The sequence below is a fragment of the Bradyrhizobium sp. 192 genome (assembly GCF_023100965.1).
GTDB lineage: Bacteria > Pseudomonadota > Alphaproteobacteria > Rhizobiales > Xanthobacteraceae > Bradyrhizobium > Bradyrhizobium symbiodeficiens.
This window is the reverse complement of the sequence record NZ_CP064690.1, coordinates 2781566-2807022: the sequence shown is the minus strand read 5'-3', so window position 1 is coordinate 2807022 and position 25457 is coordinate 2781566. Positions and strand designations below refer to the sequence as shown.

Below are 25457 nucleotides of genomic sequence, written 5' to 3'. Positions count from 1 at the left end.
CCCGGGCCGCCCAGCAGGACCTCGCCCGGCAGGCCGCATTGTTCAAGGACGGACGCGTCCTTCAGCTCGAAGCGCGCATCGCCGAAATCCAGACCTCGATCGAGGCCGCCGCCGCGCGGCGAGAGGAAGCAAACGCCGCGGTCGATCGGGCGTCGTCACTCGCGAAATCCGGCAACGTATCCACGGTCGAGTTGTCGCGGCTGACCCGCGAGCTGTCGGTCGCGCAGCAGACCGAGCTCGGCACGCGCAAGCGGCTGGACGCCGCACAGGTCGAGCTGCGTGCGGCAAGGAGCGGCTCGTTCCTCGGCGACAGCTACAACGACCGCCCGAGCTCCGTCCAGCGCGAGGAGGAGATGCGCCTGCGCGCCAAGGACCTGGAGGCCGATCTGGTGCACACCGACACCGAGATCGCCTGGCTCGGCAACGAGATCATCGTCGAAGAGATCCGCTTCGCCGACATTTCCGAGGCCAGCATCAGAACCCCGGTCACCGGCCGGGTCTGGGAAATGATGACCTCGCCGGGCGAAGACGTGCAGATCGGCCAGCCCCTGCTCAAGGTGCTGGACTGCAGCGGTGCCGTGATCACGGCCAATGTCACCGAGAGCGTATACAACCGGCTGCAGCTTGGCGATCGCACCACTTTCGAGCCGAACGACGGCGGGGTCCCGATCGCCGGCACCGTCGTCAACCTGACCGGGGCCGCGGGCGCCCCGGCCAATCTCGCCATCAATCCTGACGCGCTAGGCAAGGAGCCCTACCGCGTGACGGTGGCGCCTGCCGACGCCGCCGCGCACGACTGCACGGTGGGACGGACCGGCCGCGTGATCTTCTCCCGGCGCGAGGCGGCGCCATGATGGCGGCGCTGGCGCCCGGCTTTCTTGCGCTCGGTGCATTCATGGCGGTGGTGCCGCTTCTCAGGCGCGAGAACACGCCGGCGCGTTCGCTGCTGACCGGCGTGTCGTTCGTCCTGTTGCTGCGCTACTTCCATTGGCGCGTCACCGAGACCGTACCGCCGCCCGGACTGACCGCGGACTTCCTGATCGGCCTTCCCTTCATGCTGGCGGAATCCGCGTCTCTGATCGCAGTCGCGCTGTCGATGCTCTTCCTCAGCCGAACCATCGACCGTTCGGGCGCGGCGAAGGTCGACAACCGCGCCAGGGATCCCGCAGCTCCGTTGATCGACATGTTCATCTGCACTTACAACGAGGACAAATCGATCCTGGAGCGGACGATCATCGGCGCGACCGGGATGGAGTACGGCAACTACCGCGTCTGGGTGCTCGACGACGGACGTCGCCTGTGGTTGCGGCGCCTCGCGCAGGAGCTCGGCTGCCGCTATCTCGCGCGCACCGACAACCGGCATGCCAAGGCGGGTAACATCAACCATGCGCTCAGGCATGTCAGCGAACTGCCGCAGCCGCCGGACTTCATCGCAATTCTCGACGCCGATTTCGTGCCGCGGCCCGACTTCCTCAGTCGGACCATCAGCCTGATGGACGACGCCGGCATTGGAGTCGTGCAGACGCCCCAGCATTTCATCAACCCCGATCCGATCCAAAGCAATCTGGGCGCCACCGACGTCTGGCCTGACGAGCAGCGCTTCTTTTTCGACATCCTGATGCCGGCAAAGGACGCCTGGGGCGTCGCCTTCTGCTGCGGCACATCGTCCCTCATCCGTTACGGCGCCTTGATGCAGATCGGCGGCTTTCCGACTGACTCGGTGACCGAGGATTATCTCGTCACGCTGCGGCTGAAAGAGCTCGGCTTCAACACCATCTATCTCAACGAGCGACTGACCATCGGCCTCGCGCCGGAGGGGCTCAAGGAATACATCACCCAGCGCGGGCGCTGGTGCCTCGGCTTCATGCAAATCGTGCGCGGCCGTAGCGGACCGCTGTCGCGTCATTCGAAACTCCCGTTCATCGACCGGCTGTCGCTGGTCGATGCCTTTATGAGCTGGACGGCCGTCTACGGGACCAAGATGTTCGGGCTGGTGGTGCCCTGGCTGTTCCTGCTTTTCGGTATCAAGGCGGTGCAGGCCGACCTCTCCGAGCTGTTGCGGTACTTCCTGCCGTTCTACGTCTGGCATGGGCTCACCATGGCCTGGCTGTCGCGCGGCCGTTCGCTTGCGATGATGACGGATGTCTCGCAGCTCGTTGCAGCGCCCGCGGTGCTCAAGGCGGTCGCGACCGGCCTGTTGAAGCCGAAAGGACACAAGTTCAAGGTCACGGCCAAGGGCGGCGAGCGCGGCCGGAAATTCGTGGAGTGGCCGCTGCTCCGGCTATATGGAGGGGCTCTCATCATCACGCTCGCGGCCATCGCCTATGCCTTCATCCTGCATCTGCGCGGCGAAAGCATCGCCTATGGCGGGCTGGCGCTGGCATGGAGCCTCTACAACGCCCTTATCCTCACTGTCGTCTGCTTCGTCTGCATCGAGCAGCCGCGCAAACGCAAGGCGGAGCGCTTCAACCGCAACGAGCCGATTCTAGTGCATCAGGGCGGCAAATCGTACCTGGCCCGGCTCGGCGATATATCCATCAGCGGCGCCCGCCTTATCGACCCCGATCCACCCGCGATCGGCAGCAAGCTTGAATGCCAAATCTATGGCCGTTCGATCGCCAGCGTCGTGGTGCGACGGACGAGGAATGGATTTGCAGTGCGCTTTGAAGAAAGCATGGATATCCGCGTCCATGCGATCAGGGCCTTTTACGCCGGTGAATATGTGCGCGCCTACCGGGGGATCAGGGCCATCCCCGTCGGCAAGGCGCTGCTGTTGCGGCTGTTCGGCTAGACGAAGGCCGGGGAAAGGCATCCCTCTCCCGAGATACCTCGGAACGACGCTCAGCCCTGACGCTGGACCATGCGTCGGAGTAGATATGCCACCTCTTTATCGACGGCGGTTGGCGCATTACCATACGAATCGCCAATGGCCCCGAACCGGTGAGCTGGATGTCCAAGACCCGATGCGCGATCGCTGCGCTTACGATAATTTTCTTGTCGTTCTCCGCAGCATCGGCGCAGCAACTCGTTCCCCCTCCCGGCCGGCCCACGGTCCCCGCTGCTCCCAAGGCGGCCGCACCCTCGCCGCGCGCGGCGTCGTGCCACAATGGCGCGAGCTTCGATCGCTTCCTGGCCGATGTGAAGCAACAGGCCGTGACCGCCGGCGTGTCGCAGCGGACGATTGCGGAGGCTTCGCCCTATCTCGTCTACGACCAGGGCATCGTCAACCGCGACCGCGGCCAGCGCGTGTTCGGCCAGCTCTTCACCGAATTCGCCGGCCGCATGGCCGCGCCCTATCGCATGCAGAACGGCCAGCAGCACATCAAGAAATACGCTGCCGCATTCGCGCGCGCCGAGAAGGAATATGGCGTGCCGCCGGCGGTGATCGCCGCGTTCTGGGGGCTGGAGAGCGACTTCGGCGCCAACATGGGCAATCTGCCGACACTGAAATCGCTAGTGTCGCTCGCCTATGACTGCCGGCGCTCAGAGATGTTCGTGGGCGAGACCATCGCCGCGCTGAAGATCATCGACCGCGGCGATCTACATCCCGACGAGATGATCGGCTCCTGGGCCGGCGAGCTCGGCCAGACCCAGTTCCTGCCCGTGCATTACGTCAACTACGCCGTCGACTATGACGGTGACGGACGGCGCGACCTGTTGCGCTCGCCAGCCGACGTGATCGGCTCGACCGCGAACTACATCGCCAACGGCTTGAAGTGGCGGCGTGGCGAGCCGTGGCTGGAAGAGGTCAAGGTGCCGCAAAACCTGCCGTGGGATAAGACCGATCTTACGGTGCGAGAGCCACGCTCGACATGGGCGCAGTTAGGGGTGACCTATCCCGACGGCCGTCCCTTGCCGAACGACAATCTCGCGGCCTCCGTGCTGCTGCCGATGGGGCGCTTTGGCCCGGCCTTCATGGCCTATGCGAATTTCGCCGCCTACACCGAGTGGAACAACTCGCTGATCTATTCGACCACGGCGGGCTATCTCGCCTCGCGCATTGCGGGCGCCGCCCCCATGCGCAAGCCCGCCCAACCGGTGTCGCAACTGCCGTTCCACGAGCTCAAGGAGTTGCAGCAGCTGCTGGTGCGCGCCGGCTTCAATGTCGGCAAGGTCGACGGCGTGCTGGGCCAGCAGAGCCGCGCGGCCATCAAGGCGATCCAGATCAAGCATGGCTTGCCGGCCGATTCCTGGCCGACCGCCGAGCTGCTCGCCCGCATGCGCGGCGGCACGGCGCAGGCGCAGCCGGCGGGGACGGTGAGGTAGAATTTTCGCACTGCACAGTCAGATCCGGCGATTGTATTTTTCCATGAGGCTCCCATGTGAGTGGCTCAGGTTTTCTCCTGAGATTTCCCACACGAGAGCGAGCATCACATGTCCTTCTACGACGCCGTCGTCCCCGCCTATTTGCAGATGCTGAACAGCCTGACCGGCCTGCTCACCAAAGCCGAGGCGCATTGCGCGGCCAAGAAGATCGACCCCAGCGTCCTGCTCGGCTCCCGTCTGTTTCCGGACATGCTGCCGCTGTCGAGGCAGATCCAGCTGGTCAGCGATTTCGCCGCCAAGGGCTGCGCACGGCTGACCCACAGCGAAGTGCCCTCGACGCCCGACACCGAGACCAGCTTTGCGGAATTGAAGCAGCGGCTGGCGAAGACCATCGACTATGTGAAGTCCTTCAAGTCCGAGCAGTTCGAGGGCGCCGAGACCAAGGACGTCACCTTTCCGGCCGGCCCCGACAAATCCATCACCATGAAGGGGCAGCAATTCCTGAGCGCTTTCTCGCTGCCGAATTTCTATTTTCATGCCACGACCGCCCACGGCATTTTGCGCCACAACGGCGTCGAGATCGGCAAGCGAGATTTCATGGGCACGAACTGATTTGCAGGGCCGCGGTAGTCGCAATCCACTGTCGTGACCAAAATCGCACATGAATTATGCTACGCGGGCCCCGCCGCGTAGCTCGCCTGCACTTTCCGTATGGCTCGTCTCTTGCGCCGATTGACGCAATGCACAAGTGTTCCGGACCTCTCACCGCCTGGAAGCACCCCAATGAGCCGCCCGACCAAATTGTTTGAGACCTACAAGCTCGGCCCGATCACGCTGGCCAACCGACTGGTGATGGCGCCGCTGACGCGCAACCGCGCCGCGCCGGGCACATTCGTGCCGAGCCCGCTGGCCGCCGACTATTACGCCCAGCGCGCCTCTGCGGGCCTCCTGATCACCGAAGCGAGCCAGGTCTCGCAGCAGGGCCAGGGCTACCAGGACACCCCCGGTATCTACACCAAGGACCAGGTCGCCGGCTGGCGCAAGGTCACCGACCGCGTCCATGAGCGCGGCGGCAAGATCTACATCCAGCTCTGGCATGTCGGCCGCATCTCGCATGTCGATCTGCAGGCGGGTGGTGCAGCCCCGGTCGCGCCGAGCGCGATCCGCGCCAAGGGCAAGACGTTCGTGAACGGCGGCTTCGCCGACGTCTCCGAGCCCCGCGCGCTCGAGCTCTCCGAGATTCCCGGGATCATCGACGATTTCAAGCGCGCCACGAAGAACGCGCTGGAGGCCGGCTTCGACGGCGTCGAGATCCACGGCGCCAACGGCTATCTGCTCGAGCAGTTCGCCAAGGATGGCACCAACAAGCGCACCGACGCCTATGGCGGCTCGATCGAGAACCGCGCCAAGCTGATGCTGGAGGTCTCCAAGGCCGTCGTGGCCGAGGCCGGCGCCGACCGCACCGGTATCCGCATCTCGCCGGTGACGCCGGCCAACGACATCTCGGATTCCAACCCGCAGGCGCTGTACGACCACATCGTCGATGGCCTGGCCGCGCTCAAGCTGGTCTATCTCCACGTCGTCGAGGGCGCCACGGGCGGGCCGCGCGACATCGCGCCGTTCGACTATGCGAGCTTGCGCAAGCGCTTCGCCGGCGCCTACATCGCCAACAACGGCTATGATTTCGACCTCGCCACCAAGGTGCTGGACGCCAACGCGGCCGACCTCATCGCCTTCGGCAAGCCGTTCATCTCGAACCCCGATCTGGTCGAGCGGCTGAAGGCAGGTGCGCCGCTGAACGATTGGGACAAGAACACCTTCTACGGTGGCGGCGCCAAGGGGTACACGGATTACCCGACGCTGGCAGCCGAACCGGCGGAGTAATGTCTTCGCCTCTCCCCGCTTGCGGGGAGAGGCGAAAACAGAAAAAAGGCCGGGATCGCTCCCGGCCTTTCGCATTTGATGACGTTACGCGCCGCCTACTTCGCTTCCGCCCGCTTCGGGGGCTGGGCCGGCCACGACTTGATCAGGGTGTCGTAGTCGACCGTCTCGCCCTTCGGCTTCTCGTTGGCGAGCTTGCGCTGTGGGGCGATGGTGCCGTCCTTCTGGGCCTTGGCGTACCAGTATTCGGCCGACTCCTTCTTGTGCAGCTTCGGACCGCAGGCCCCCTGCACGCCGGACTTCTCCAGGCGCTCCATCACGGAGTCCTGAGCGGCTGCGAGCGAGTCCATCGCGGCCTGCGGCGTCTTCGCACCGGACGACGCATCGCCGATATTCTGCCACCACAACTGCGCAAGCTTCGGATAGTCGGGCACGTTGTTGCCCGTCGGTGTCCACTGCACGCGCGCGGGCGAGCGGTAGAACTCGATCAGGCCGCCGAGCTTCGGCGCACGCTCAGTGAACGACTTGTCCCAGATGTCGGATTCACGAATGAACGTGAGGCCGACATGGCTCTTCTTCAAGCTGACCGTCTTGGAGACGATGAACTGGAGATAGAGCCAGGCTGCCTTGCGGCGATCCGCCGGGGTCGACTTCAGCAGCGTCACGGAGCCGGCATCCTGGTAGCCGAGCTTCATGCCTTCCTTCCAGTACGCGCCGTGCGGCGACGGAGCCATACGCCATTTCGGCGTACCGTCCGCGTTCATCACGGCGATGCCCGGCTTCACCATGTCGGCGGTGAAAGCGGTGTACCAGAACATCTGCTGGGCGATGTTGCCCTGCGCCGGCACCGGACCGGACTCGGAGAAGGTCATGCCCTGCGCTTGCGGCGGGGCATACTTCTTCATCCACTCCAGGTACTTCGTGATCGAGTAGACCGCGGCCGGGCCGTTGGTGTCGCCACCACGCTCGACCGAGGAGCCTACCGGACGGCAGCCCTCCATGCGGATGCCCCATTCGTCGACCGGCAGACCGTTCGGAATGCCCTTGTCGCCGTTACCCGCCATCGACAGCCAGGCGTCGGTGAACCGCCAGCCGAGCGAGGGGTCCTTCTTGCCATAATCCATATGGCCATAGACCTTGACGCCGTTGATCTCCTTGATGTCGTTGGTGAAGAACTCGGCGATGTCCTCATAGGCCGACCAGTTCACGGGCACGCCGAGCTCGTAGCCATACTTGGCCTTGAACTTGGCCTTGTAGTCGGGGTTGGTGAACCAGTCGTAGCGGAACCAATAGAGGTTGGCGAACTGCTGGTCGGGCAGCTGATAGAGCTTGCCGTCCGGCGCTGTGCCGAAAGACTTGCCGATGAAGTCGTTGACGTCGAGCATGGGGTCGGTGACGTCCTTGCCCTCGCCGGTCATGTAGTCCGACAGCGCGATGGTCTGACCGTAGCGGAAGTGCGTGCCGATCAGGTCGCTATCGTTGATCCAGCCGTCGTAGACGTTCTTGCCGGACTGCATCTGGGTCTGCAGCTTCTCGACGACGTCACCTTCCTGGATGATGTCGTGCTTGAGCTTGATGCCGGTGAGCTCGGAGAACGCCTTGGCCAGCGTCTGCGATTCGTATTCGTGGGTGGTGATGGTCTCGGAGACGACGTTGATCTCCATGCCCTTGAACGGTTCGGCCGCCTTCGCGAACCACTCCAGCTCCTTCTTCTGGTCTTCCTTCGACAGCGTCGAGGGTTGGAATTCAGCAATCCACTTCTGGATCACGGCGTCGTCGGCGGCGCGGACCGGCGCCGAGACGGCGAACGACACCGCAATAAGCGCGGCGGCGCTGGACATGGTCAGCAAGCTATTCTTGGTCAATGGACGTTCCCTTCTCCTAAACTGTCGCATGTTGTTCCTCCGTTGCAGCGACAAACTTTTATACAGGCCCGGGTTGGTCCCGGATCTGGCCGTCCCTTCGCGAGCGTCAGACCGTGCGAAAAATGAGCACGGCCGTGGCCAGCGAAATTCCTGATGCGAGCCACAGGCTCGATATTTCGAGACCGTCTTCGCCGATCGGCAGCGTGGCGATCGCATCGGTACCGAAGAAGGCGATCCACATGAGGTGGATGACGGCGGCCGTGATCAGCGAGATGAACAGGCGGTCGCCGCGCGTGGTCGGGATGCGCAACACGCCGACGCGCTCGGCCTCGGGATAGATCGCGGCCAGGTACGTCATCACGGCAAGCGTGCCGGCAAGCGCGACGAAGAAGATCGCCGTCGGCAGCGTCCAGGCCATCCATGCGATGGATTCCATCAGAGCCTCCCTAGACCCGACCGAGCGCGAAACCGCTCGCGATGTAATTGCGGACGAACCAGATCACGAGCGCGCCCGGAATGATGGTGAGCACACCGGCGGCAGCCAGCAGGCCCCAATCCATGCCGGCCGCCGACACCGTGCGCGTCATGATCGCGGCGATCGGCTTGGCCGACACCGAGGTCAGCGTGCGCGCGAGCAGCAGCTCGACCCACGAGAACATGAAGCAGAAGAAGGCGGCGACGCCGATGCCGCTCGCGATCAGCGGCACCAGGATCTTGATGAAGAAGCGCGGGAAGGAATAGCCGTCGAGGAAGGCGGTCTCGTCGATTTCGCGCGGCACACCGGAGACGAAGCCTTCGAGGATCCAGACCGCCAAGGGCACGTTGAAGATGCAATGCGCGAGCGCCACCGCCCAGGGCGTATCGAACAGCCCGATCGCCGAATAGAGGTTGAAGAACGGCAGCGCGTAGACCGCCGCCGGTGCCATGCGGTTCGACAGCAGCCAGAAGAATAGGTGCTTGTCGCCGAGGAAGCGGTAGCGCGAGAAGGCGTAAGCCGCCGGCAGCGCCACCGAGATCGAGATGATGGTGTTGAGGACGACGTATTCCAGCGAGTTGATGTAGCCGGAATACCAGCTCTCATCGGTGAAGATACGCCTGTAGTGCTGCAGTGTCGGGGTATGCGGCCACAAGGTCATCGTCGAGACGATCTCGGCGTTGGTCTTGAAGCTCATGTTGACGAGCCAGTAGATCGGCAACAGCAGGAAGATCAGGAACAGCGCCATGATGATGCGGCGGCCGGGGATCGAATGCATCACGCGGCTCCTTCCTGCGGCTTCCGGTCAGAGCCGGCATTGGTCATGACGGTATAGAAGATCCAGCAGACGATCAGGATGATCAGGTTATAGACCAGCGAGAGCGCAGCCGCCTTGCCGAGGTCGAATTGCCCGAGTGCGATCTTGACCAGCTCGATCGACACGAAGGTGGTGGAATTGCCGGGGCCGCCGCCGGTGACGACGAACGGCTCGGTGTAGATCATGAACGAGTCCATAAAGCGCAGCAGCACCGCGATCAGCAACACGCGATTCATCTTCGGCAGCTGAATCGCCTTGAACACGGCCCAGCGCGAGGCGCCATCGATTTGCGCCGCCTGATAATAGGCCTCGGGGATCGACTTCAGGCCGGCATAGCAGAGCAGCGCGACGAGGCTGGTCCAGTGCCAGACGTCCATCACGATGACGGTAATCCAGGCATCGATCTCATTGGAGACGTAATTGTAGTCGAGCCCGATGTGGTTGAGGACATAGCCCATCAGGCCGATGTCGGGACGGCCAAAGATTTGCCAGATGGTGCCGACCACGTTCCACGGAATCAGCAGCGGCAGCGCGAGGATGACGAGGCAGGCCGCCACGGTCCAGCCCTGGCGCGGCATCGACAGGGCGATGACGATGCCGAGCGGGACTTCGATGGCGAGGATCACCAGCGAGAAGAACAGATTGCGGCCGAGGGAAGCCAGGAAGCGGCCACCGAGATCGGTCGAGGGATCGAGCAATTCCTTGAACCAGCCGACACCGTTCCAGAAGAACTGGTTGTTGCCGAAAGTGTCTTGCATCGAATAGTTCACCACCGTCATCAGCGGCAGCACCGCCGAGAACGCGACGACCAGGAACACCGGCAGCACCAGGAACCAGGCTTTTTGGTTGACGGTCTTGTCCATCAGGCGGCTCCCTCCACCAGAAGGCTGTCGGCATAAACGTGGATATGCGACGGATCGAATTTCAATCCGGCGTTGCCGTCCGATGACGTGAAGCCAGCAGGCGCGCGCGCCGCGAGTTTTGCATCACCGACGCGGACGCGCGCGAAGCGGATGCGGCCGAGATCGTCGATGCGGTCGATCTTCGTGGTAAGCAGGCCGGGCGCCGGCGCGACCACATCGATGAATTCCGGACGCACGCCGATTTCGATCTTGGCGCCCGCAGGCAGGTTGTCATAGCTGCGGCCCAGCGCAATGACATGGCCGCCGACCTTGGCTTCGCGCCCCCTCACCTCGGCCGGAATGATGTTCATGCCGGGCGAGCCGATGAAATAGCCGACGAAGGTATGCGCCGGCTTGTCGAACAGTTCGGCCGGGGTGCCGCTCTGCACCACGCGGCCGTCATGCATGACGACGACGGTGTCGGCGAAGGTCAGCGCTTCGGTCTGGTCGTGGGTGACGTAGATCATCGTCAAGTCGAGCTCGCGATGCAGGGCCTTCAGCTTGGAGCGGAGCTGCCATTTCAGCTCGGGATCGATCACGGTCAGCGGCTCGTCGAACAGCACGGCGGCGACGTCGGAGCGGACGAGACCACGGCCGAGCGAGATCTTCTGCTTGGCGTCCGCCGTGAGCCGCGTCGCCTTGCGGTTCAGATAGGGTTCGAGGTCGAGCAGGCGGCCGATCTCGGCGACGCGCTTGTCGATATCGGCCTTCGGCACGCCACGGTTCTTCAGCGGAAACGCCAGGTTCTGCCCCACCGTCATGGTGTCGTAGATCACCGGAAACTGGAACACCTGGGCGATGTTGCGCTTCTGGGTTGACAGCGGTGTGATGTCCTCGCCGTCGAACAGGATTTTCCCCCGCGACGGCGTGATGATGCCGGAGATAACGTTGAGCAGCGTGGTCTTGCCGCAGCCGGACGGCCCCAGCAGCGCATAGGCGCCGCCCTGGCGCCAGGTCATGGTCACCGGCTTCAGCGCAAAGCTGTCCGGGGCTGCGTCATTGCCGCCGTAGGAATGGGCGAGATCGACGAGGTCAATGCAGGCCATGGCGCATCTCCCTCACGAGCTTTTTTTGGTTGACGCGTTTTCTTCACGCGAACCGCTACGCACTTCGCTTGAAAACGCTATGCTTGGAGCCGCGACCAGACGGTCGGCGGCATCGAAGACGAAAACGTCGTTGGGATCGAGCACGGCATCGAGCGTCTGCCCGGGCTCGAATTCGTGCACACCGTGCAGCACCGCCACCCAGTTCGATCCGTCGCGGGTCAGATGCACGAAACTCTCCGAACCGGTGATCTCGGTCACCGTGACCGTGGCATGGAAGGCGTGCCGGTCGGCCTCGCCATTGGCAAGCGCAAGCTGATGCGCCCGGAAGCCGACGCGATAGGCACCATCGGCCAGCGACGAATAGAGACCCGAGGCCGGCGCAGCGATACCTCCCGCATATTGCACAGAACCGTTCTTCTTCTCGATACCGACGAGGTTGAGCGGCGGATCCGAGAACACCTGCGCGACGCGCAGCGTCTGCGGCCGGCGGTAGACGCTCGGCGTCTCGCCGATCTGGAGCGCCTGGCCTTCCCACATGCACACCGTGTTGCCACCGAGCAGCAACGCTTCAGTCGGCTCGGTGGTGGCATAGACGAAGATCGCGCCGGACGCCTCGAAGATGCGCGGCAGCTCGGTGCGCAGTTCCTCGCGCAGCTTATAGTCGAGATTGGCGAGCGGCTCGTCGAGCAGCACGAGGTCGGCGCCCTTCACCAACGCGCGCGCCATCGCGGTGCGCTGCTGCTGGCCGCCGGAGAGCTGGAGCGGCGTGCGTTTCAGGAACGGCTCGAGCCGGAGCAATCTTGCGGCCTCCGCCACGCGCGTCTCGATCTCGTCACGCGGCTTGCCCTGCACGCGCAGGGGCGAGGCAATGTTCTCATAGACCGTCAGCGAGGGATAATTGATGAACTGCTGATAGACCATCGCGACCGAACGCTTGCGCACATCGACGCCGGTGACGTCCTTGCCGTTGACCAGCACCTTGCCCGATGTCGGCTTGTCGAGCCCGGCGAGCAGCCGCATGATCGAGGTCTTGCCGGACAGCGTCGGCCCAAGCAGCACATTGAGCGTGCCGCTCTCGAGCGTCAGCGAGACGTCGCGGATGTGCTCGACACCGTCGACGGTCCGGGTCACGTGATCGAGGGTCACGGTCATGAGCGTCCTCCCGCTTCCAGCAGGGGACTTTGCGGCAGAGCGTGGGTTGCAATCCAGTCGTCAAGCGCAGCGATCTCATCGGCAGATAGTCGCAGGCCGAGCTTGGAACGGCGCCAGACGACGTCCTCGGCGGTCATGGCCCATTCATTGGCCATGAGGTAGCGGACCTCGCGCTCGGTCAACGTCGCACCAAAGGCCTGGCCGAGATCGGCCGATGATTTGGCGTCGCCGAGCAGCTTGATGGCCTTGGTGCCATAGGCGCGCGCGAGCCGCCTGGCGTGCTCGTGGCTGAGGAAGGGATAGCCGCGCTGCAGCTCGGCGATCAGGCCGTCGATGTCGGAGACATTCATGTCGCCGCCGGGCAGCGGCGATTTCCCGGTCCAGCCCTCTCGCGCTTTTGCGCTGCGAAGATAGGGCGCGAGCCGCTCCAGCGCCTCCTCGGCGAGGCGGCGATAGGTGGTGATCTTGCCGCCATAGATCGACAGCAGCGGCACGCCGCCGGGCGTGTCGAGCTCGAACACGTAGTCCCGCGTCGCGGCCTTGGCTTCGCTGGCGCCGTCGTCATAGAGCGGCCGCACGCCGGAATAGGTCCAGACCACGTCGTCCGGCGTCACGGGATTCGCCAGATATTCGCTCGCCGCGGTGCAAAGATACTGGATCTCCTCCGGCGTCGCCTTCACCTTGGCGGGATCGCCGTCATAATCGCGGTCCGTGGTGCCGATCAGGGTGAAGTCGTCCTGGTACGGGATCACGAAGATGATGCGGCCGTCGGCGTTCTGGAACATGTAGGCGCGGTCGTGGTCGTAGAGCTTCCTGACCACGATGTGCGAGCCCTGCACCAGGCGCACCTTGGCTTTCGCATTGACGCCGGCGCCGCGGCCGAGCACGTCCTCAACCCAGGGACCGCCGGCATTGACCAGGGCCTTTGCCCGGATCTGCGACCGCTCACCGGTCAGCGTGTTGATCATGCTCACGGTCCAGAGACCGTCGGACTGCTTGATATCCGTTGCGCGGGTGCGGGTGCGGATCTCGGCACCCTTGTCGGCGGCATCGCGCGCATTGAGCACGACGAGACGGGCGTCGTCGACGAAGCAGTCGGAATATTCGAAGGCGCGGGAGTAGCGGTTCGGGATCAGCGGCTTGCCGACCTCGTCACGCCGGAGATCGACCGAGCGGGTCGCGGGCAGCAAATGACGGCCGCCGATGTGGTCATAGAGGAAGAGGCCGAGACGCAGCAGCCAGGCCGGGCGCAGGCCGGCGTGATGCGGCAATACGAAACGCAGGGGGCGGATGATGTGGGGCCCGATGCCCCAGAGGATCTCGCGCTCGATCAGCGCCTCGCGAACCAGGCGAAACTCGTAATATTCGAGATAGCGCAGGCCGCCATGGACCAGCTTGGTCGACCAGGACGATGTCCCGCTCGCCAAATCATTCATTTCGCACAGGAAAACAGTGTTGCCGCGGCCCACCGCGTCGCGCGCGATGCCGCAGCCATTAACACCGCCTCCAATGATGGCGAGGTCGAAAATACGCTCCAACAGACGCATCCCCCGGCGGCCGCCCGTTCCGTCGGGCGGTTACTTTCGTTTCTGATTAGATCACAAGGAAAAACGAAAGCAAGATGAAAGAGAAGAGAATGGAAGTGAAAGAGGAACTCTTTCAGTGCCAAGGCGCTGGAGAAATCGGCACGAGAACGGGCAAGTTCAAAGGCAATTGGCTCGATTGATTGGCATGGACCAGAACCCGCGTCAGCGGATCTGCCTACCAACTTGAATGTAGTAACGTATCTACATATAATTAAACCAGCTAGCTGAGGAGGTGCTGACGATGGTGACCACCCTGACCAGCCGGGAATTCAACCAAGATACGAGCGGCGCCAAGAAGGCGGCCTCGGAGGGGCCCGTCTTCATCACGGATCGCGGTCGCCCGGCCCATGTCTTGCTGACGATCGAGGACTATCTGCGCCTGAGCGGCGGGCACATGAGCCTTGCAGAAGCTCTGGCGCAAGAGAACGCGGACTTTGATTTCGATCCGCCTCGGATCGCCGGCGACATCTCCAGGCCCGCCGATCTCGACTGATGTTCCTGCTGGACACCAATGTCATTTCCGAGCTGAGACGGCCGGACAGGGCTGATCGCAATGTCCTCGCTTGGGCCAATGCTGTGCCTGCAGGGGATTTTTTCATGTCCGCGATCTCGGTTCTCGAAATTGAACTTGGCGCGCGCCTGATCGAGCGCAAAGACGCCGCGCAAGGAGCCGTCCTGCGCGCCTGGATCGACGATCACATTCTGGCTCGCTTCGAAGGACGAATCCTGGCGATCGATACGCCGGTCGCGCAGCGTTGTGCGCAACTTCACGTTCCCAATCCGCGGGCTGAACGCGACGCCCTCATTGCAGCAACCGCGCTTGTCCACGGCCTGACGTTTGTTACGCGCAATGTGGGGGACTTCGAACCTACGGGCGTGACGTTGATCAACCCGTGGAATGGTCAATAAGCCCTAGCGCAGCCGCACCACCGGCGAGGCTTCCTGCACCTCGGCCTGGGCGTCATCGATATCGGAAGCGTCCTTCGGCATAGCCGCCATCACCTCGATGCCCTTGCCGTGGCAGATGGTGGCGAGGCGCTCGGGCAGTTCCTGGTCGGTGACGAAGGTTTGGATCTGCGTGATATGGGCGATGCGCACCGGCGCGCTGCGGCGGAGTTTTGTGGAATCGGCAACCAGCATCACGCTGCGGGCATTGGCGATGATGGCTTGTGCCACCTGCACCTCGCGATAATCGAAGTCGAGCAGCGCGCCCTCCTCGTCGATCGCGGACGCGCCGATGATGGCGTAGTCGACCTTGAACTGGCCGATCAGCTGCGTCGCGGTCGAGCCGACCACGGCGCCGTCGGCGCGCCGCACCGTGCCGCCAGCGACGACGACCTCGATGCGGGGATGGCGGTAGAGCAGCATCGCGACGTTGAGATTGTTGGTGATGACGAGGAGATCCTCGTGCGAGGTCAGCGCGCTCGCGACCTCCTCGGTCGTGGTGCCGATGTTGATGAACAGCGAGCAGCCGTTCGGGATCAGCGACGCGGCGGCAGCTCCAATCGCCTTCTTCTCGTCGGCCGCGACGAAGCGCCTCGCCTCATAGGCGAGGTTTTCGACGCCGGAGGCGATGATGGCGCCGCCATGGATGCGGGTCAGTGATCTCCGCTCGCAGAGGTCGTTGAGATCCTTGCGGATGGTCTGCGCCGAGACTTCGAAGCGGCGCGCGAGCTCCTCGACCATGACACGGCCCGAGGCTCTCGCGATGTTGAGGATTTCGGCTTGGCGATGGGTTAGTCCGGTCACGGCAAACGCCTCAAATCAGGAAGCCACATGGTGCGGCGGTTCTCGCCTTCGGTCAATGCACACGGCGATCACGGTTAACACCACGCCATCTCTTACCAAGTCATGGCGCTCGCGAGATGCGCGAGCAGCTGCGGATCGTCGAAGGCGCTGGCGGATGCGATGGCGCCGGCTGCAACCAGGTCAGCATGGCTGAGGCTGGTCCGGACGCCGATGGTCGGAATGCCGGCCGCCGTGGCCGATTGCACGCCGGTGCGGGAGTCCTCGAATGCGATCGAGGCCCCTGCGCTCGCACCGACGAAACGCAGCCCTTCCTGATAGGGCAGCGGATGCGGCTTGCCGTGCGGCAGCTCGGCACCGATCACGAGCGCCTTGAAACGATGCGTGACACCGAGGCCTGAGAGCAGCAGCTCGGCATTGAGACGCGGCGCGTTGGTCACGGCCACCATGGGAATGCCGGCGCTGTCGGCGCGATCGAGCAGCGCCATCAGGCCCGGCAGCGGCTCGATCTGCCCGGCTACGAGCGTACGGAAGACCTCCTCCTTCTCATCGAGGATCAGGGCGCGCCGCTCCGACGCCTCGTCGGGCAGAAATCGCTCACCGATCGCGACATTGGCGAAGCCTTGCAGCTCCCTGGAGAAGCGCGCGTGATCGAAGACATGACCGTGAGGGCCGAGCACCTGATTGAAGGCCTTCAAGTGCAACGGATCGGTGTCGGCCAGCGTGCCGTCGATGTCGAACAGCAGGGCCCTGCCCATCACTTCCGTTGTGGCTTCGATCATTTCCGTACTTTTCCAAATCCGCGGCGCGTTGATGCCCCAGACGTATCAATAAGGCTTCGACCGCGCAATGACGCATGCTCACGACGACGGCGTGACACTCGACAAAGCCGCGCGCGGCTACAACACTTCTCGCAAGATCAAAAAGGAGGAAACGATGACGATCAACCGACGCGATCTGGCTCTCTCGACTCTTGCCGTCTCCGCGCTTGCGCTCACGACACCGGCGCTCGCCGCTTCGGCGGACGAGGACGCCGTGACGAAGAAGGCCGAGGCCTTCCGCATCGCCCAGATCGCGGCCGACCCGAAGGCGCTCGGCGCACTGTGCTGGGACGATCTCAGCTACAGCCATTCCAGCGGCAAGGTCGAGGACAAGGCGACCTTCGTCGCCAACGCCACCGACGGCAAGTCGAAATTCCTGTCGATCGACTACAAGGATCCGACGATCAAGGTCGTCGGTCCTGCCGCGATCGTGCGCTTCCACTGGATGGCCGAGCAGGAGATGGCGGCCGATGGGAAGAAAGTGTCGACCAACCTTCACATTCTGATGAACTGGCAGAGGCAGAGCGATGAGTGGAGGCTGTTGTCGCGGGCCGCAACGAAGTTGTGATGGGCGTTCTCACCCTCTCCCCTTGTGGGAGAGGGTGGCTACGCCGCGTAGCGGCTAGACGGGCGAGGGGTCTCTCTCCGCGAGACATGTCCCACGATCGAGTTTGCTGAAGCAACCCCTCATCCGGCGCTTCGCGCCACCTTCTCCCACAAGGGGAGAAGGAAAAAATTACGCCGCTTCCCTCACATCACCGTTAACCAGTTTGCGCGCGGCACGCTCGGCTTCGCGGGCGTTGCGAAAGAGCTGGCCTTCGAGGCGATTGAACTGGTGGGACGACGCGAAGAAGCAGTAGCCGCCCTGGCCGCGAACGACGATACCCGCGGTCTGTGAATTGACTTCGATGATGTAGCTGTCCGGCATGGCCCGTGGATTCCTCAATGCGGGCAAATAACCGGATCTCTGCCCAAAAGTTCCTCAGGCAAATCATCCGGTTTTCACCCCGAATCGACGTGCAATTGAGTACGCGGGGACCCCATCCATTTTATGACTGGTTCTTGGCGAAGCCGCGACGCGCGATGACTTAGTCGCGCCGCGTTTGGCCGCGCCGCACATCTTCGTGAGATGGGTCAGAGCGCCGCGCGCGGTTAGGTCGCGATCGGCGGATCGTCTCGACGGATCGTTTGCGGACGCCCCTCATCGTCGATCGAGACATAGGTGAAATTTCCGTCGGTCACCAGGATCGGCTGCATCTCCCGGCGGCGCAGCGCCCAGGCTTCGAGATGCACGGTCATCGAGGTGCGGCCCACGCGCACGAGATTGGCATAGACGGAAACGAGATCGCCGACATAGACAGCCTTGCGAAAATTCATCGCCTCGATCGCCACCGTCACGGTGCGCGACTTCGCGGCCTTCGACGCAAATACGCCGCCGCCGACATCCATCTGGCTCAGCAGCCAGCCGCCGAAGATGTCGCCGTTTGCATTGGTGTCGGCGGGCATCGCCAGCGTCCGAATGCAGAGATCGCCGCTCGGTTCGGTGTTGGACTCGTCGGTCATATGGTTCTCACTTGAAACTGTCCCAGCCCGCATCCGGCGAGAAACGTCCGCCGAATCGCTCGGCGAGCCCGCGCAAAGTGGACACGACATTCTCCACGCCGCGCGTGCGCGCATAGTTCAGCGGGCCGCCGCGGAACGGTGCGTAGCCGGTACCAAAGATCATGGCGCCGTCGACCGCATCAGGATCGTCGACGATGCCCTCGCGAAGGGCCGCAACGCAGACATTGGACATCGGCAGCATCAGGCGGTCGATCATCTGGTCGGTGACGCGCGGACCGGTCTCGGGGAGTGGTGCCTTCTCGGCCTTGCCGTCCTTCCAGGTATAAAAGCCCTTGCCGGTCTTGCGGCCAAGCTCGCCCTTGGCGACTTTTTCGCGCAACCATGCGGGTGTGGGCGGCAGGAGGTCACCGAACTTGGTGCGCAGCATGTCGCCGACGTCGAGGCAGATGTCGAGCCCGACCTGGTCGGCGAGTTCGATCGGCCCCATCGGCATGCCGAACTGTTCGGCCGCGGCGTCGATCAGGCGCTGGTCGATCTTCTCGTCCAGCATCACCATGGCTTCGAGCATGTACGGCGTCAGCGCGCGGTTGACGAGGAATCCAGGCGAGCTCTTCACTGATAGCGGCAGGCGATCGATCGCGCCGACGAAAGCCAGCGCCTCCTTCAGCACCTGTGGGTCGTTGCCGTCGTGACTGACGACCTCGACCAGTTGCAGCCGCGACACCGGATTGAAGAAGTGCAGGCCGACCAGCCGCTCCGGCCGCGCCAGCGTGGTGCGCAGATCCTGAAGCGGGATGCTCGACGTGTTGGTGGCGAGGATTGCCCCCGGCTTCATCCGCGGCTCGAGCCCGGCGTAGACGTTCTGCTTCAGCCCGAGCTTCTCAGGAACTGCCTCGATGACGAGATCGGCATTGCGGACGCCCTCCCCGTCCATGTCGGGGATCAGACGATCGAGCGCGTCGCGCACCTCTGTCGGTTTGCGGATGATCTTGCCGTAGAGTTCGGCGGCGCGCTTCACGGCGCCCGCGATCGGCTCGGCCTTCATGTCGGCGAGCGAGACGCGCAGCCCCTGCCCGGCTGCCCACGCCGCGATGTCACCACCCATGGCGCCAGCGCCGATGACATGGACGTGCTTGATGGTGTTGCCGCTGCCGGCCGCTTTCTTCATCTGCTCGCGCAAGAAGAAGACCCGGATCAGGTTCTGGGCGGTCGGCGTCACCATCAGCCTGGCGAACGAAGCCTGCTCTGCCTTCAGCATCGCGGCCTTGTTGCCGCCATGGGTCTCCCAGAGGTCGATCAGCGCGTAAGGCGCGGGATAGTGTTCGCGGGACGCCGCCTTCGCCGCCTCCGACCGCATGCGCCTTGCCAGGAGACCGCGCACGAAGCCGAAATTGGCCGCATGCGTGAGCAAGCCGGGCTTGGCCCGCTTCAGCCGGCCGAATAGTGCGTCCTTCACCGCGCCCCGGACATGTCGCTCCTGCGTCACGGTGTCGACGAGGCCCAGCGACTTGGCGCGGCGCGCATCGATGGTGCGGCCGGTCAGCATCAGCGCCATCGACTGGGTGGGATTGACCAGCGCGGTGAAACGCGCGGTGCCGCCGAGGCCGGGATGCAGGCCGAGCATCACCTCCGGGAAGCCGAAGCGCGCCCCGTCGATCGCGATGCGCGACTGGCAGGCGAGCGCAACCTCGAGGCCGCCGCCGAGGCAGAAGCCGTGGATCACGGCGACCGTCGGCAGGTTCAAGGCTTCGAGATGATCGACCACCGCATGCGCGGCGCGGATGCGCGTCTCGACCATGTCGGGATCGCTGGCGATCCCGGGATCGCTGGCACCGCGGAATTCGTTGACGTCGGCGCCGGCAATGAAGCCGGATGGTTTGGCGGAGCGGATGACGAGGCCGGCCGGACGTTCGGTCTCGATCACCGCGAGCACGGCGTCGAACTCCTCCATCACGTCCGAGGACAGTGTGTTGGCGCTGGCGTCCGCGCGGTCGAATAGCAGCCAGGCCACGCCGTCCTCATCGCGCGTGAGCTTAAGGTGCTTGTACGGAATGTCCGTCGCCGGCTTGGGTCCCAGCTCCAGCACGCGGTCGCCCAGCGCGGTCATGATCTTCGAATCCATGGTCACACCGCCTCGATCAGCATGGCGCCGCCGAGCCCGCCGCCGATGCACTCGGTGGCAACTCCGCGCCGCGTGCCGAGCCGCTTCATTGCGTTGACGAGATGCAGCACGATGCGGTTGCCGGAGGTGCCGACGGGATGGCCGAGCGAGATCGCGCCGCCATCGACATTGAGCTTGTCACGGTCGATCTCGCCGGCCGCGCCGTCGAGGCCGAGAATCTCGCGGCAGAACTTGTCGTCATTCCAGGCAGCCAAGCAGCCAAGCACCTGCGTCGCAAAGGCTTCGTTCAGCTCCCAGGTTTCGACGTCCTGAACCGTAAGGCCGTTGCGCTGAAGCAGAGGAGTCGCCGACATCACCGGACCGAGCCCCATGATGCTGGGATCGAGCGCCGCCCAGTTGCTGTCGACGATGGCCGCCTTCGGCGTCAGTCCGTGCTTTGCGACCGCGGCGTCGGAGGCCAGGATCACCCAGGAGGCGCCGTCGGTGATCTGCGAGGAATTTCCGGCGGTGACCTGGCCCCAGGGACGTTCGAACACCGGCCGCAGCTTTGCCAGCGTCTCGGCCGTTGAATCCGGGCGTACGCCGTCGTCATGGTCGAAGAACTTGCCGTCGCGGGAGAACGCGGTCTCGACCTCGCCCTTGAGAAATCCCGCGCCTTGCGCATGCGCGAGCCGGCGATGGCTTTCGGCGGCATAGGCATCGGACTGGGCGCGCGTGATGCCGAAGAGATGGCCGACGACCTCGGCGGTCTGGCCCATGTTCAGATCGGTGACGGGATCGGTCAGCCCGCGCTCGAGGCCGATGATCGGCTTGAGATCGCGCGGACGCAGCTTGAGGGCAGCGGCCAGCTTCGCCGCCACGCCCCTGGCGGTGGCAAGGCCGGCGAACCAGCGCACGCCGGAGCTCGGCCAAACCAGCGGCGCATGGCTCAGCGCTTCGGTGCCGCCAGCCAAAATCATGTCGGCATGGCCTTCGCGGATATAGCGATAGGCGGTGTCGATCGACTGCATGCCGGAGCCGCAATTGATCTGCACGGTGAAAGCGACCATGTCCTCGCCCATGCCGAGCCGGAGCGCGGCGACGCGGGCTGGGTTCATTTCGTCCGCGATCACGTTGACGCAGCCAAGGATGACCTGGTCGAAATCCGCTGGTGCAAACGGCTGGCGCGCCAGCAGCGGCCGTCCGCATTGCACGGCAAGGTCCACCGGCGTGAACGGCCCAGGCCCCGAGCGCGCCTTCAAAAAGGGCGTCCGGCTGCCGTCGACGATGAAAACCGGTCGTGCCATCAGCTCGCCGCTCTCTGTTCACCCAGTTCCTGGAAGAACTGATGCACGTCTCCGGTTTTCTTGTAAATCGGCGACAGCGTCTCCGGCGCAAAATCGTCGACCTCAATGACTTTTGTGACCGCTTCGTGAGCGGCGGCAAGCTGCTCACCCTCGGCCTGCGTGATCACACCCTTGGTCACGGCGTCCTTCCAGTCGCGAACGTGCGCGGCACGCATGCGCTTAGCGATCGCGTCGGTGGCGGTAACCAGCTTGAACGCATGCTCCAGCCGGGCGAAGCCGCCATCATCATCGACATGGGCCAGATCCGGCGTGAGGCGCTCGCGCGCGGCCGAGGGCTCCAGCACAAGGCTTGCACATTGGTGCACGACACGGTCGGAGGGGCCGAGCACGCGGGCGCCGAACGGCTGGACCACGAACTTGAGGAAGCCGGCGACGAAGCGATTGGGCAGGTTGGCGAGGATTTCGGCAAGCCGGTTCTCGATGGTTTTGAATCCCGTCGCCATGCACCATTCCAGCGCGGCAAAGTCTTCCTTCTGCCGGCCTTCGTCCTGCCAGCGTTTCAGCGCGGCAGACAGGAGATAAAGTTCAGAGAGGATATCGCCGAAGCGCGCCGACAGCATCTCCTTGCGCTTGAGTGCGCCGCCGAGCGTCAGCAGCGCCATGTCCGCGCAGAGCGCGAACGCCGCCGAATAGCGCGAGAGCTGGCGATAGAATGGCGTGGCGTCGCCTGCGTTCGGTGCCGGCGCGAAGGCACCAAAGCTCCAGCTCCGGCCGAAGGCACGCAACAGCGTCTCGAAGCTGTGGCCAACATGTTTCCAGAACGTCTTGTCGAAGGCGGTGAGACCACGCTCGCGATCGGTATCGGCCAGCGCATTCATCTCGGCGAGCAGATAGGGATGTGCGCGGATGGCGCCCTGCCCGAACACGATGAGATTGCGGGTCAGGATGTTGGCACCCTCGACCGTAATGCCGACCGGCACGGCGCGGTGCAGATTGCCGAGATAGTTTTGCGGGCCGTCGATCACGGCCTTGCCGCCATGAATGTCCATGGCGTCGTCGACCGCTGTGCGCATCCGCTCGGTGGCGTGCAGCTTCATGATGCCGGATATGACGGCGGGATGAACGCCGGCGTTGAGCGCCGCGCAGGTCAACCGCCGCGCCGCATCCAATTGATAGGCGGTGGCGACGATGCGCGCGAGCGGCTCCTCGACGCCTTCGAACTTGGAGATCGAGATGCCGAACTGCTCTCGGATGCGGGCATAGGCGCCGGTGGTGCGCGCGGCATAGGCGGCACCGGCCGCCGAGAGCGACGGCAGCGAGATGCCGCGGCCGGCTGCGAGTGCGGTCATCAGCATCTTCCAGCCCTGCCCCAGCCGTTCCTTGCCGCCGATGACGTAATCGAGCGGAATGAAGACGTCGCGGCCCCGGTTCGGGCCGTTCTGGAAGACCTGCATCGACGGCAGGTGGCGCCGGCCGATCTCGACACCGGGCAGATGGGTCGGGATCAGCGCCACGGTAATGCCGAGCTCCTCCTGGTCGCCCACGAGGTGGTCGGGATCATAGGCCTTGAAGGCGAGGCCCAGCAGCGTCGCGACGGGGCCGAGCGTGATGTAGCGCTTGTGCCAATTGAGCCTGAGGCCGACGACCTCGCGGTCCTCGAAGGTGCCCTTGCAGATGATGCCGGTGTCGACCATGGAAGCGGCGTCGGAGCCTGCTTCAGGACTGGTGAGGCCGAAGCAGGGAATGTCGCGGCCGTCGGCGAGGCGCGGCAGCCACCGCTCCCGCTGCTCTTTGGTACCGAAATGCATCAGCAGCTCGCCGGGCCCGAGCGAATTCGGCACCATCACCGTAACGCCCGCCGCGATCGAGCGGGTCGAGATCTTGCGCACCACTTCCGAGTGCGCGTAGGGCGAGAAACCGAGGCCGCCGAATTCCTTTGGAATGATCATGCCGAAGAACTTTTCGCGCTTGACGAAGTGCCAGACGTCAGGCGGCAGGTCGCGCCATTCCCAGAAGATCTTCCACTCGTCGAGCATGGCGCAGAGCTCTTCGACGGGTCCGTTGAGGAAGGCCCGCTCCTCGGAGGTCAGTGTCGCCTGCGGCACCTTTAGCAGTTTCGCCCAATCAGGGTTGCCAGTGAAGAGATCGGCATCCCACCAGACGTCGCCCGCCTCCAGCGCCTCGCGTTCGGTGTCGGACATCGCCGGCAACACGCCGCGCGCCCAGGAGAAGATCGGCTTGGTGATGGTGTCGCGGCGGAAGCTCATGGCTGACCTCATGCATCGGCGCGGTTGGCGGCATTTTAGCGGAAAGTGGCTGGCGGGGGTGAAGACTTCGCCTGCGACATTGACGCGGCCAGGCGGCCGCCCTAGCCAATAACGGCCGGGACGCGGGAGCAGTTCCGGGAAGGGAATGGGGCTGAATGTCTCGCCGTCATTCCGGGGCGCGCCTCTTGGCGCGAGCCCCGAATCCATACTCCCGATCGTGGTTATGGATTCCGGGCTCGACGCTACGCGGCGCCCCGGAATGACAGGAGAGAATTTGGCCGACCCTAATCCGGCCGCACCATCTCGAACATGTTTTCCGGCTTGATCTCAAAGTAGTCGCCGCGGCGGCCGGCGCGGACGATCGGGCGGGCGGCGGCGGTCTGGTAGACGCCGTCCTTGATCATGGCTTTGTCGATGTGGACGGCGACGACCTCGCCCAGCGTCAGCCAGGCGTCGGCCTCCTTGCCGTCGGCGCCCTTGAGGCGGACGATGTCGGACACTTTGCACTCGAAGGCGACGGGGCTCTCGCCGACGCGCGGTACATTGACGAGCTTGCCGGGCACGGCGGTGAGGCCCGCGATCTGGAATTCGTCGACCTCAGGGGCGACATGCGCGGCGGTCGCGTTCATGTGCTTGGCGAGGTCCATGGTGGCGAGATTCCAGACGAACTCGCCGGTCTGCTGGATGTTCTCGACCGTGTCTTTCCAATTGGTGGAGGAGAAGCCGATGATCGGCGGCACGTAGCAGAAGGCGTTGAAGAAGCTGTAGGGCGCGAGGTTGACGTGGCCCTTGGTATCGCGGGAGGAGATCCAGCCGATCGGCCGGGGCGCGATGATGGCGTTGAAGGGATCGTGCTTGAGGCCGTGGCCCTTGGAGGGCTCGTAGAAGTACAGGTCTTTGTCGGTCACGCGGGTCTTTCCTGTTCCTGGTAGCCCGAATGGAGCGAAGCGAAATCCGGGACCGCAAGCACAACGCCAAAAATCCCGGATTGCGCTTCGCTCCATCCGGGCTACGTCAGCTTGCTTATAGGAGAAATTCCTCCGCCCGTCAGTGGCGCGGCGACAGACCCGCGATGACGAAATCGATCATCTGGTCGATGGTCGGGCCGGGCTTGGTGGCACATTGGGCGATCATCTGGGGGTGGAAGAACCGCATCATCGCGGTACAGGAGCAGAGCGCGGCCAGTTGGAGATCGGGTGCCTCGAAATCGCCCGAGGCGACGCCTTGAGCGATCATCTGGCCGACAAAGCCGCCAATACACTCCATGTGATTGACGCAAACCTGCCAATCCTCCTGCATTGCGATCTCGACCATCTCGTGCAACTTGTTGTCGCCGACATAGCGCTCGGTATTCATGCGGTGGATGGTGGTGAGCAGCTCACGGAAGCGCTCCGGCACCGGACCGGGCTTCGCCACGATCCGCTGCGCCTCGAGCTCGACCTCGCCCATCAAACCCCGCGCCACCGCTTGATGAATCGCCTTCTTCGATTCGAAGAAGCGATACACGTTGGCGGGGCTCATCCTGAGCTCCTTGGCGATGTCCCCGACCGTGGTCTTCTGGTAGCCGATCTGGCGGAACAGCCGCTCGGCCACCTCGAGAATACGATCCCGGGTGTCGCCTTCGATATGTTCCGCAACCAGTGTCATCTTTCAGGACTCGTT

Annotated in this window: 24 protein-coding genes; 8 read left to right on the top strand and 16 right to left on the bottom strand. The window is 64.0% G+C overall.

The features are described from left to right. Nucleotides 1–38 precede the first annotated feature (38 nt). The 5 genes from IVB24_RS40195 (at nucleotide 39) to IVB24_RS12675 (ending at nucleotide 6150) form a co-directional block, all read left to right on the top strand. A complete protein-coding gene (locus tag IVB24_RS40195; protein ID WP_346771371.1) occupies nucleotides 39–854 on the top strand; it encodes an HlyD family efflux transporter periplasmic adaptor subunit in 816 nt (271 codons plus the stop codon). Next, nucleotides 851–2791 carry a glycosyltransferase gene (locus tag IVB24_RS12690; protein ID WP_247773075.1) on the top strand — a complete coding sequence of 647 codons (1941 nt, stop codon included), beginning with the start codon at nucleotides 851–853 and terminating at the stop codon, nucleotides 2789–2791. The genes IVB24_RS40195 and IVB24_RS12690 overlap by 4 nt, the downstream gene beginning before the upstream one ends. 158 nt (nucleotides 2792–2949) lie before the next feature. Further along, complete coding sequence (locus tag IVB24_RS12685) at nucleotides 2950–4266, top strand: lytic murein transglycosylase (protein WP_247773074.1); 1317 nt, start codon at nucleotides 2950–2952, stop codon at nucleotides 4264–4266. A gap of 108 nt (nucleotides 4267–4374) precedes the next feature. Next, nucleotides 4375–4878 (top strand): DUF1993 domain-containing protein, encoded by a 504-nt coding sequence (locus IVB24_RS12680; protein WP_247773073.1) that lies wholly within the window; start codon nucleotides 4375–4377, stop codon nucleotides 4876–4878. A 171-nt stretch (nucleotides 4879–5049) separates the two neighbouring features. Further along, entirely contained in the window at nucleotides 5050–6150 is a 1101-nt protein-coding gene (locus tag IVB24_RS12675) for an alkene reductase (protein ID WP_166474304.1), read from the top strand. A gap of 95 nt (nucleotides 6151–6245) precedes the next feature. On the opposite strand, the gene IVB24_RS12670 is transcribed toward IVB24_RS12675, so the two are convergent. From IVB24_RS12670 to glpD, 7 genes are all read right to left on the bottom strand, one after another. Further along, nucleotides 6246–7988 (bottom strand): ABC transporter substrate-binding protein, encoded by a 1743-nt coding sequence (locus tag IVB24_RS12670; protein ID WP_162308876.1) that lies wholly within the window; start codon nucleotides 7986–7988, stop codon nucleotides 6246–6248. Nucleotides 7989–8118: 130 nt separating this feature from the next. After that, the gene (locus tag IVB24_RS12665; protein WP_140477553.1) at nucleotides 8119–8448 is read right to left on the bottom strand and encodes a DUF2160 domain-containing protein; all 330 of its coding nucleotides are present in this window, start codon (nucleotides 8446–8448) and stop codon (nucleotides 8119–8121) included. A gap of 10 nt (nucleotides 8449–8458) precedes the next feature. Then, nucleotides 8459–9265, bottom strand: coding sequence for a carbohydrate ABC transporter permease (locus IVB24_RS12660; RefSeq protein ID WP_094975877.1), 807 nt, complete (start codon nucleotides 9263–9265; stop codon nucleotides 8459–8461). Further along, nucleotides 9265–10167 carry a sugar ABC transporter permease gene (locus tag IVB24_RS12655; protein ID WP_247773072.1) on the bottom strand — a complete coding sequence of 301 codons (903 nt, stop codon included), beginning with the start codon at nucleotides 10165–10167 and terminating at the stop codon, nucleotides 9265–9267. Before IVB24_RS12655 ends, IVB24_RS12660 begins: the two co-directional genes overlap by 1 nt. Next, nucleotides 10167–11252 carry an ABC transporter ATP-binding protein gene (locus IVB24_RS12650; RefSeq protein WP_247773071.1) on the bottom strand — a complete coding sequence of 362 codons (1086 nt, stop codon included), beginning with the start codon at nucleotides 11250–11252 and terminating at the stop codon, nucleotides 10167–10169. The genes IVB24_RS12655 and IVB24_RS12650 overlap by 1 nt, the downstream gene beginning before the upstream one ends. Nucleotides 11253–11264: 12 nt before the next feature. Next, a complete protein-coding gene (locus IVB24_RS12645; protein WP_094975767.1) occupies nucleotides 11265–12404 on the bottom strand; it encodes an ABC transporter ATP-binding protein in 1140 nt (379 codons plus the stop codon). After that, nucleotides 12401–13951, bottom strand: coding sequence for a glycerol-3-phosphate dehydrogenase (gene glpD, locus IVB24_RS12640; protein WP_247773070.1), 1551 nt, complete (start codon nucleotides 13949–13951; stop codon nucleotides 12401–12403). Before glpD ends, IVB24_RS12645 begins: the two co-directional genes overlap by 4 nt. A gap of 280 nt (nucleotides 13952–14231) precedes the next feature. Here glpD and IVB24_RS12635 point away from each other — a divergent pair, with 280 nt between their 5' ends. Further along, entirely contained in the window at nucleotides 14232–14483 is a 252-nt protein-coding gene (locus IVB24_RS12635; protein WP_140477548.1) for a type II toxin-antitoxin system prevent-host-death family antitoxin, read from the top strand. Next, complete coding sequence (locus tag IVB24_RS12630; RefSeq protein WP_247773069.1) at nucleotides 14483–14899, top strand: type II toxin-antitoxin system VapC family toxin; 417 nt, start codon at nucleotides 14483–14485, stop codon at nucleotides 14897–14899. The genes IVB24_RS12635 and IVB24_RS12630 overlap by 1 nt, the downstream gene beginning before the upstream one ends. Nucleotides 14900–14902: 3 nt before the next feature. On the opposite strand, the gene IVB24_RS12625 is transcribed toward IVB24_RS12630, so the two are convergent. Beyond that, a complete protein-coding gene (locus IVB24_RS12625; protein WP_094975771.1) occupies nucleotides 14903–15739 on the bottom strand; it encodes a DeoR/GlpR family DNA-binding transcription regulator in 837 nt (278 codons plus the stop codon). A gap of 92 nt (nucleotides 15740–15831) precedes the next feature. Then, nucleotides 15832–16518, bottom strand: coding sequence for an HAD-IA family hydrolase (locus tag IVB24_RS12620; RefSeq protein ID WP_247773068.1), 687 nt, complete (start codon nucleotides 16516–16518; stop codon nucleotides 15832–15834). Nucleotides 16519–16672: 154 nt separating this feature from the next. Here IVB24_RS12620 and IVB24_RS12615 point away from each other — a divergent pair, with 154 nt between their 5' ends. Beyond that, nucleotides 16673–17125, top strand: coding sequence for a nuclear transport factor 2 family protein (locus IVB24_RS12615; RefSeq protein WP_247773067.1), 453 nt, complete (start codon nucleotides 16673–16675; stop codon nucleotides 17123–17125). 168 nt (nucleotides 17126–17293) lie between these two features. Here IVB24_RS12615 and IVB24_RS12610 read toward each other — a convergent pair whose 3' ends face one another. The 7 genes from IVB24_RS12610 to IVB24_RS12580 all read right to left on the bottom strand — a co-directional run bounded on the left by IVB24_RS12610 (nucleotide 17294) and on the right by IVB24_RS12580 (nucleotide 25442). After that, entirely contained in the window at nucleotides 17294–17485 is a 192-nt protein-coding gene (locus IVB24_RS12610; protein WP_015688044.1) for a hypothetical protein, read from the bottom strand. A gap of 224 nt (nucleotides 17486–17709) precedes the next feature. Further along, nucleotides 17710–18120: an acyl-CoA thioesterase gene (locus IVB24_RS12605; RefSeq protein ID WP_166466785.1), complete on the bottom strand. Its 411-nt coding sequence runs from the start codon at nucleotides 18118–18120 to the stop codon at nucleotides 17710–17712. Nucleotides 18121–18127: 7 nt separating this feature from the next. After that, a complete protein-coding gene (locus IVB24_RS12600; protein ID WP_247773066.1) occupies nucleotides 18128–20242 on the bottom strand; it encodes a 3-hydroxyacyl-CoA dehydrogenase NAD-binding domain-containing protein in 2115 nt (704 codons plus the stop codon). A gap of 2 nt (nucleotides 20243–20244) precedes the next feature. Then, the gene (locus tag IVB24_RS12595; RefSeq protein ID WP_247773065.1) at nucleotides 20245–21528 is read right to left on the bottom strand and encodes an acetyl-CoA C-acetyltransferase; all 1284 of its coding nucleotides are present in this window, start codon (nucleotides 21526–21528) and stop codon (nucleotides 20245–20247) included. Next, nucleotides 21528–23795, bottom strand: a complete 2268-nt coding sequence (locus IVB24_RS12590) for an acyl-CoA dehydrogenase (RefSeq protein ID WP_247773064.1) — start codon at nucleotides 23793–23795, stop codon at nucleotides 21528–21530. Before IVB24_RS12590 ends, IVB24_RS12595 begins: the two co-directional genes overlap by 1 nt. 284 nt (nucleotides 23796–24079) lie before the next feature. Further along, nucleotides 24080–24703: a flavin reductase family protein gene (locus IVB24_RS12585; RefSeq protein WP_247773063.1), complete on the bottom strand. Its 624-nt coding sequence runs from the start codon at nucleotides 24701–24703 to the stop codon at nucleotides 24080–24082. Nucleotides 24704–24842: 139 nt separating this feature from the next. Beyond that, a complete protein-coding gene (locus IVB24_RS12580; protein WP_094975780.1) occupies nucleotides 24843–25442 on the bottom strand; it encodes a TetR/AcrR family transcriptional regulator in 600 nt (199 codons plus the stop codon). Nucleotides 25443–25457 lie beyond the last annotated feature (15 nt).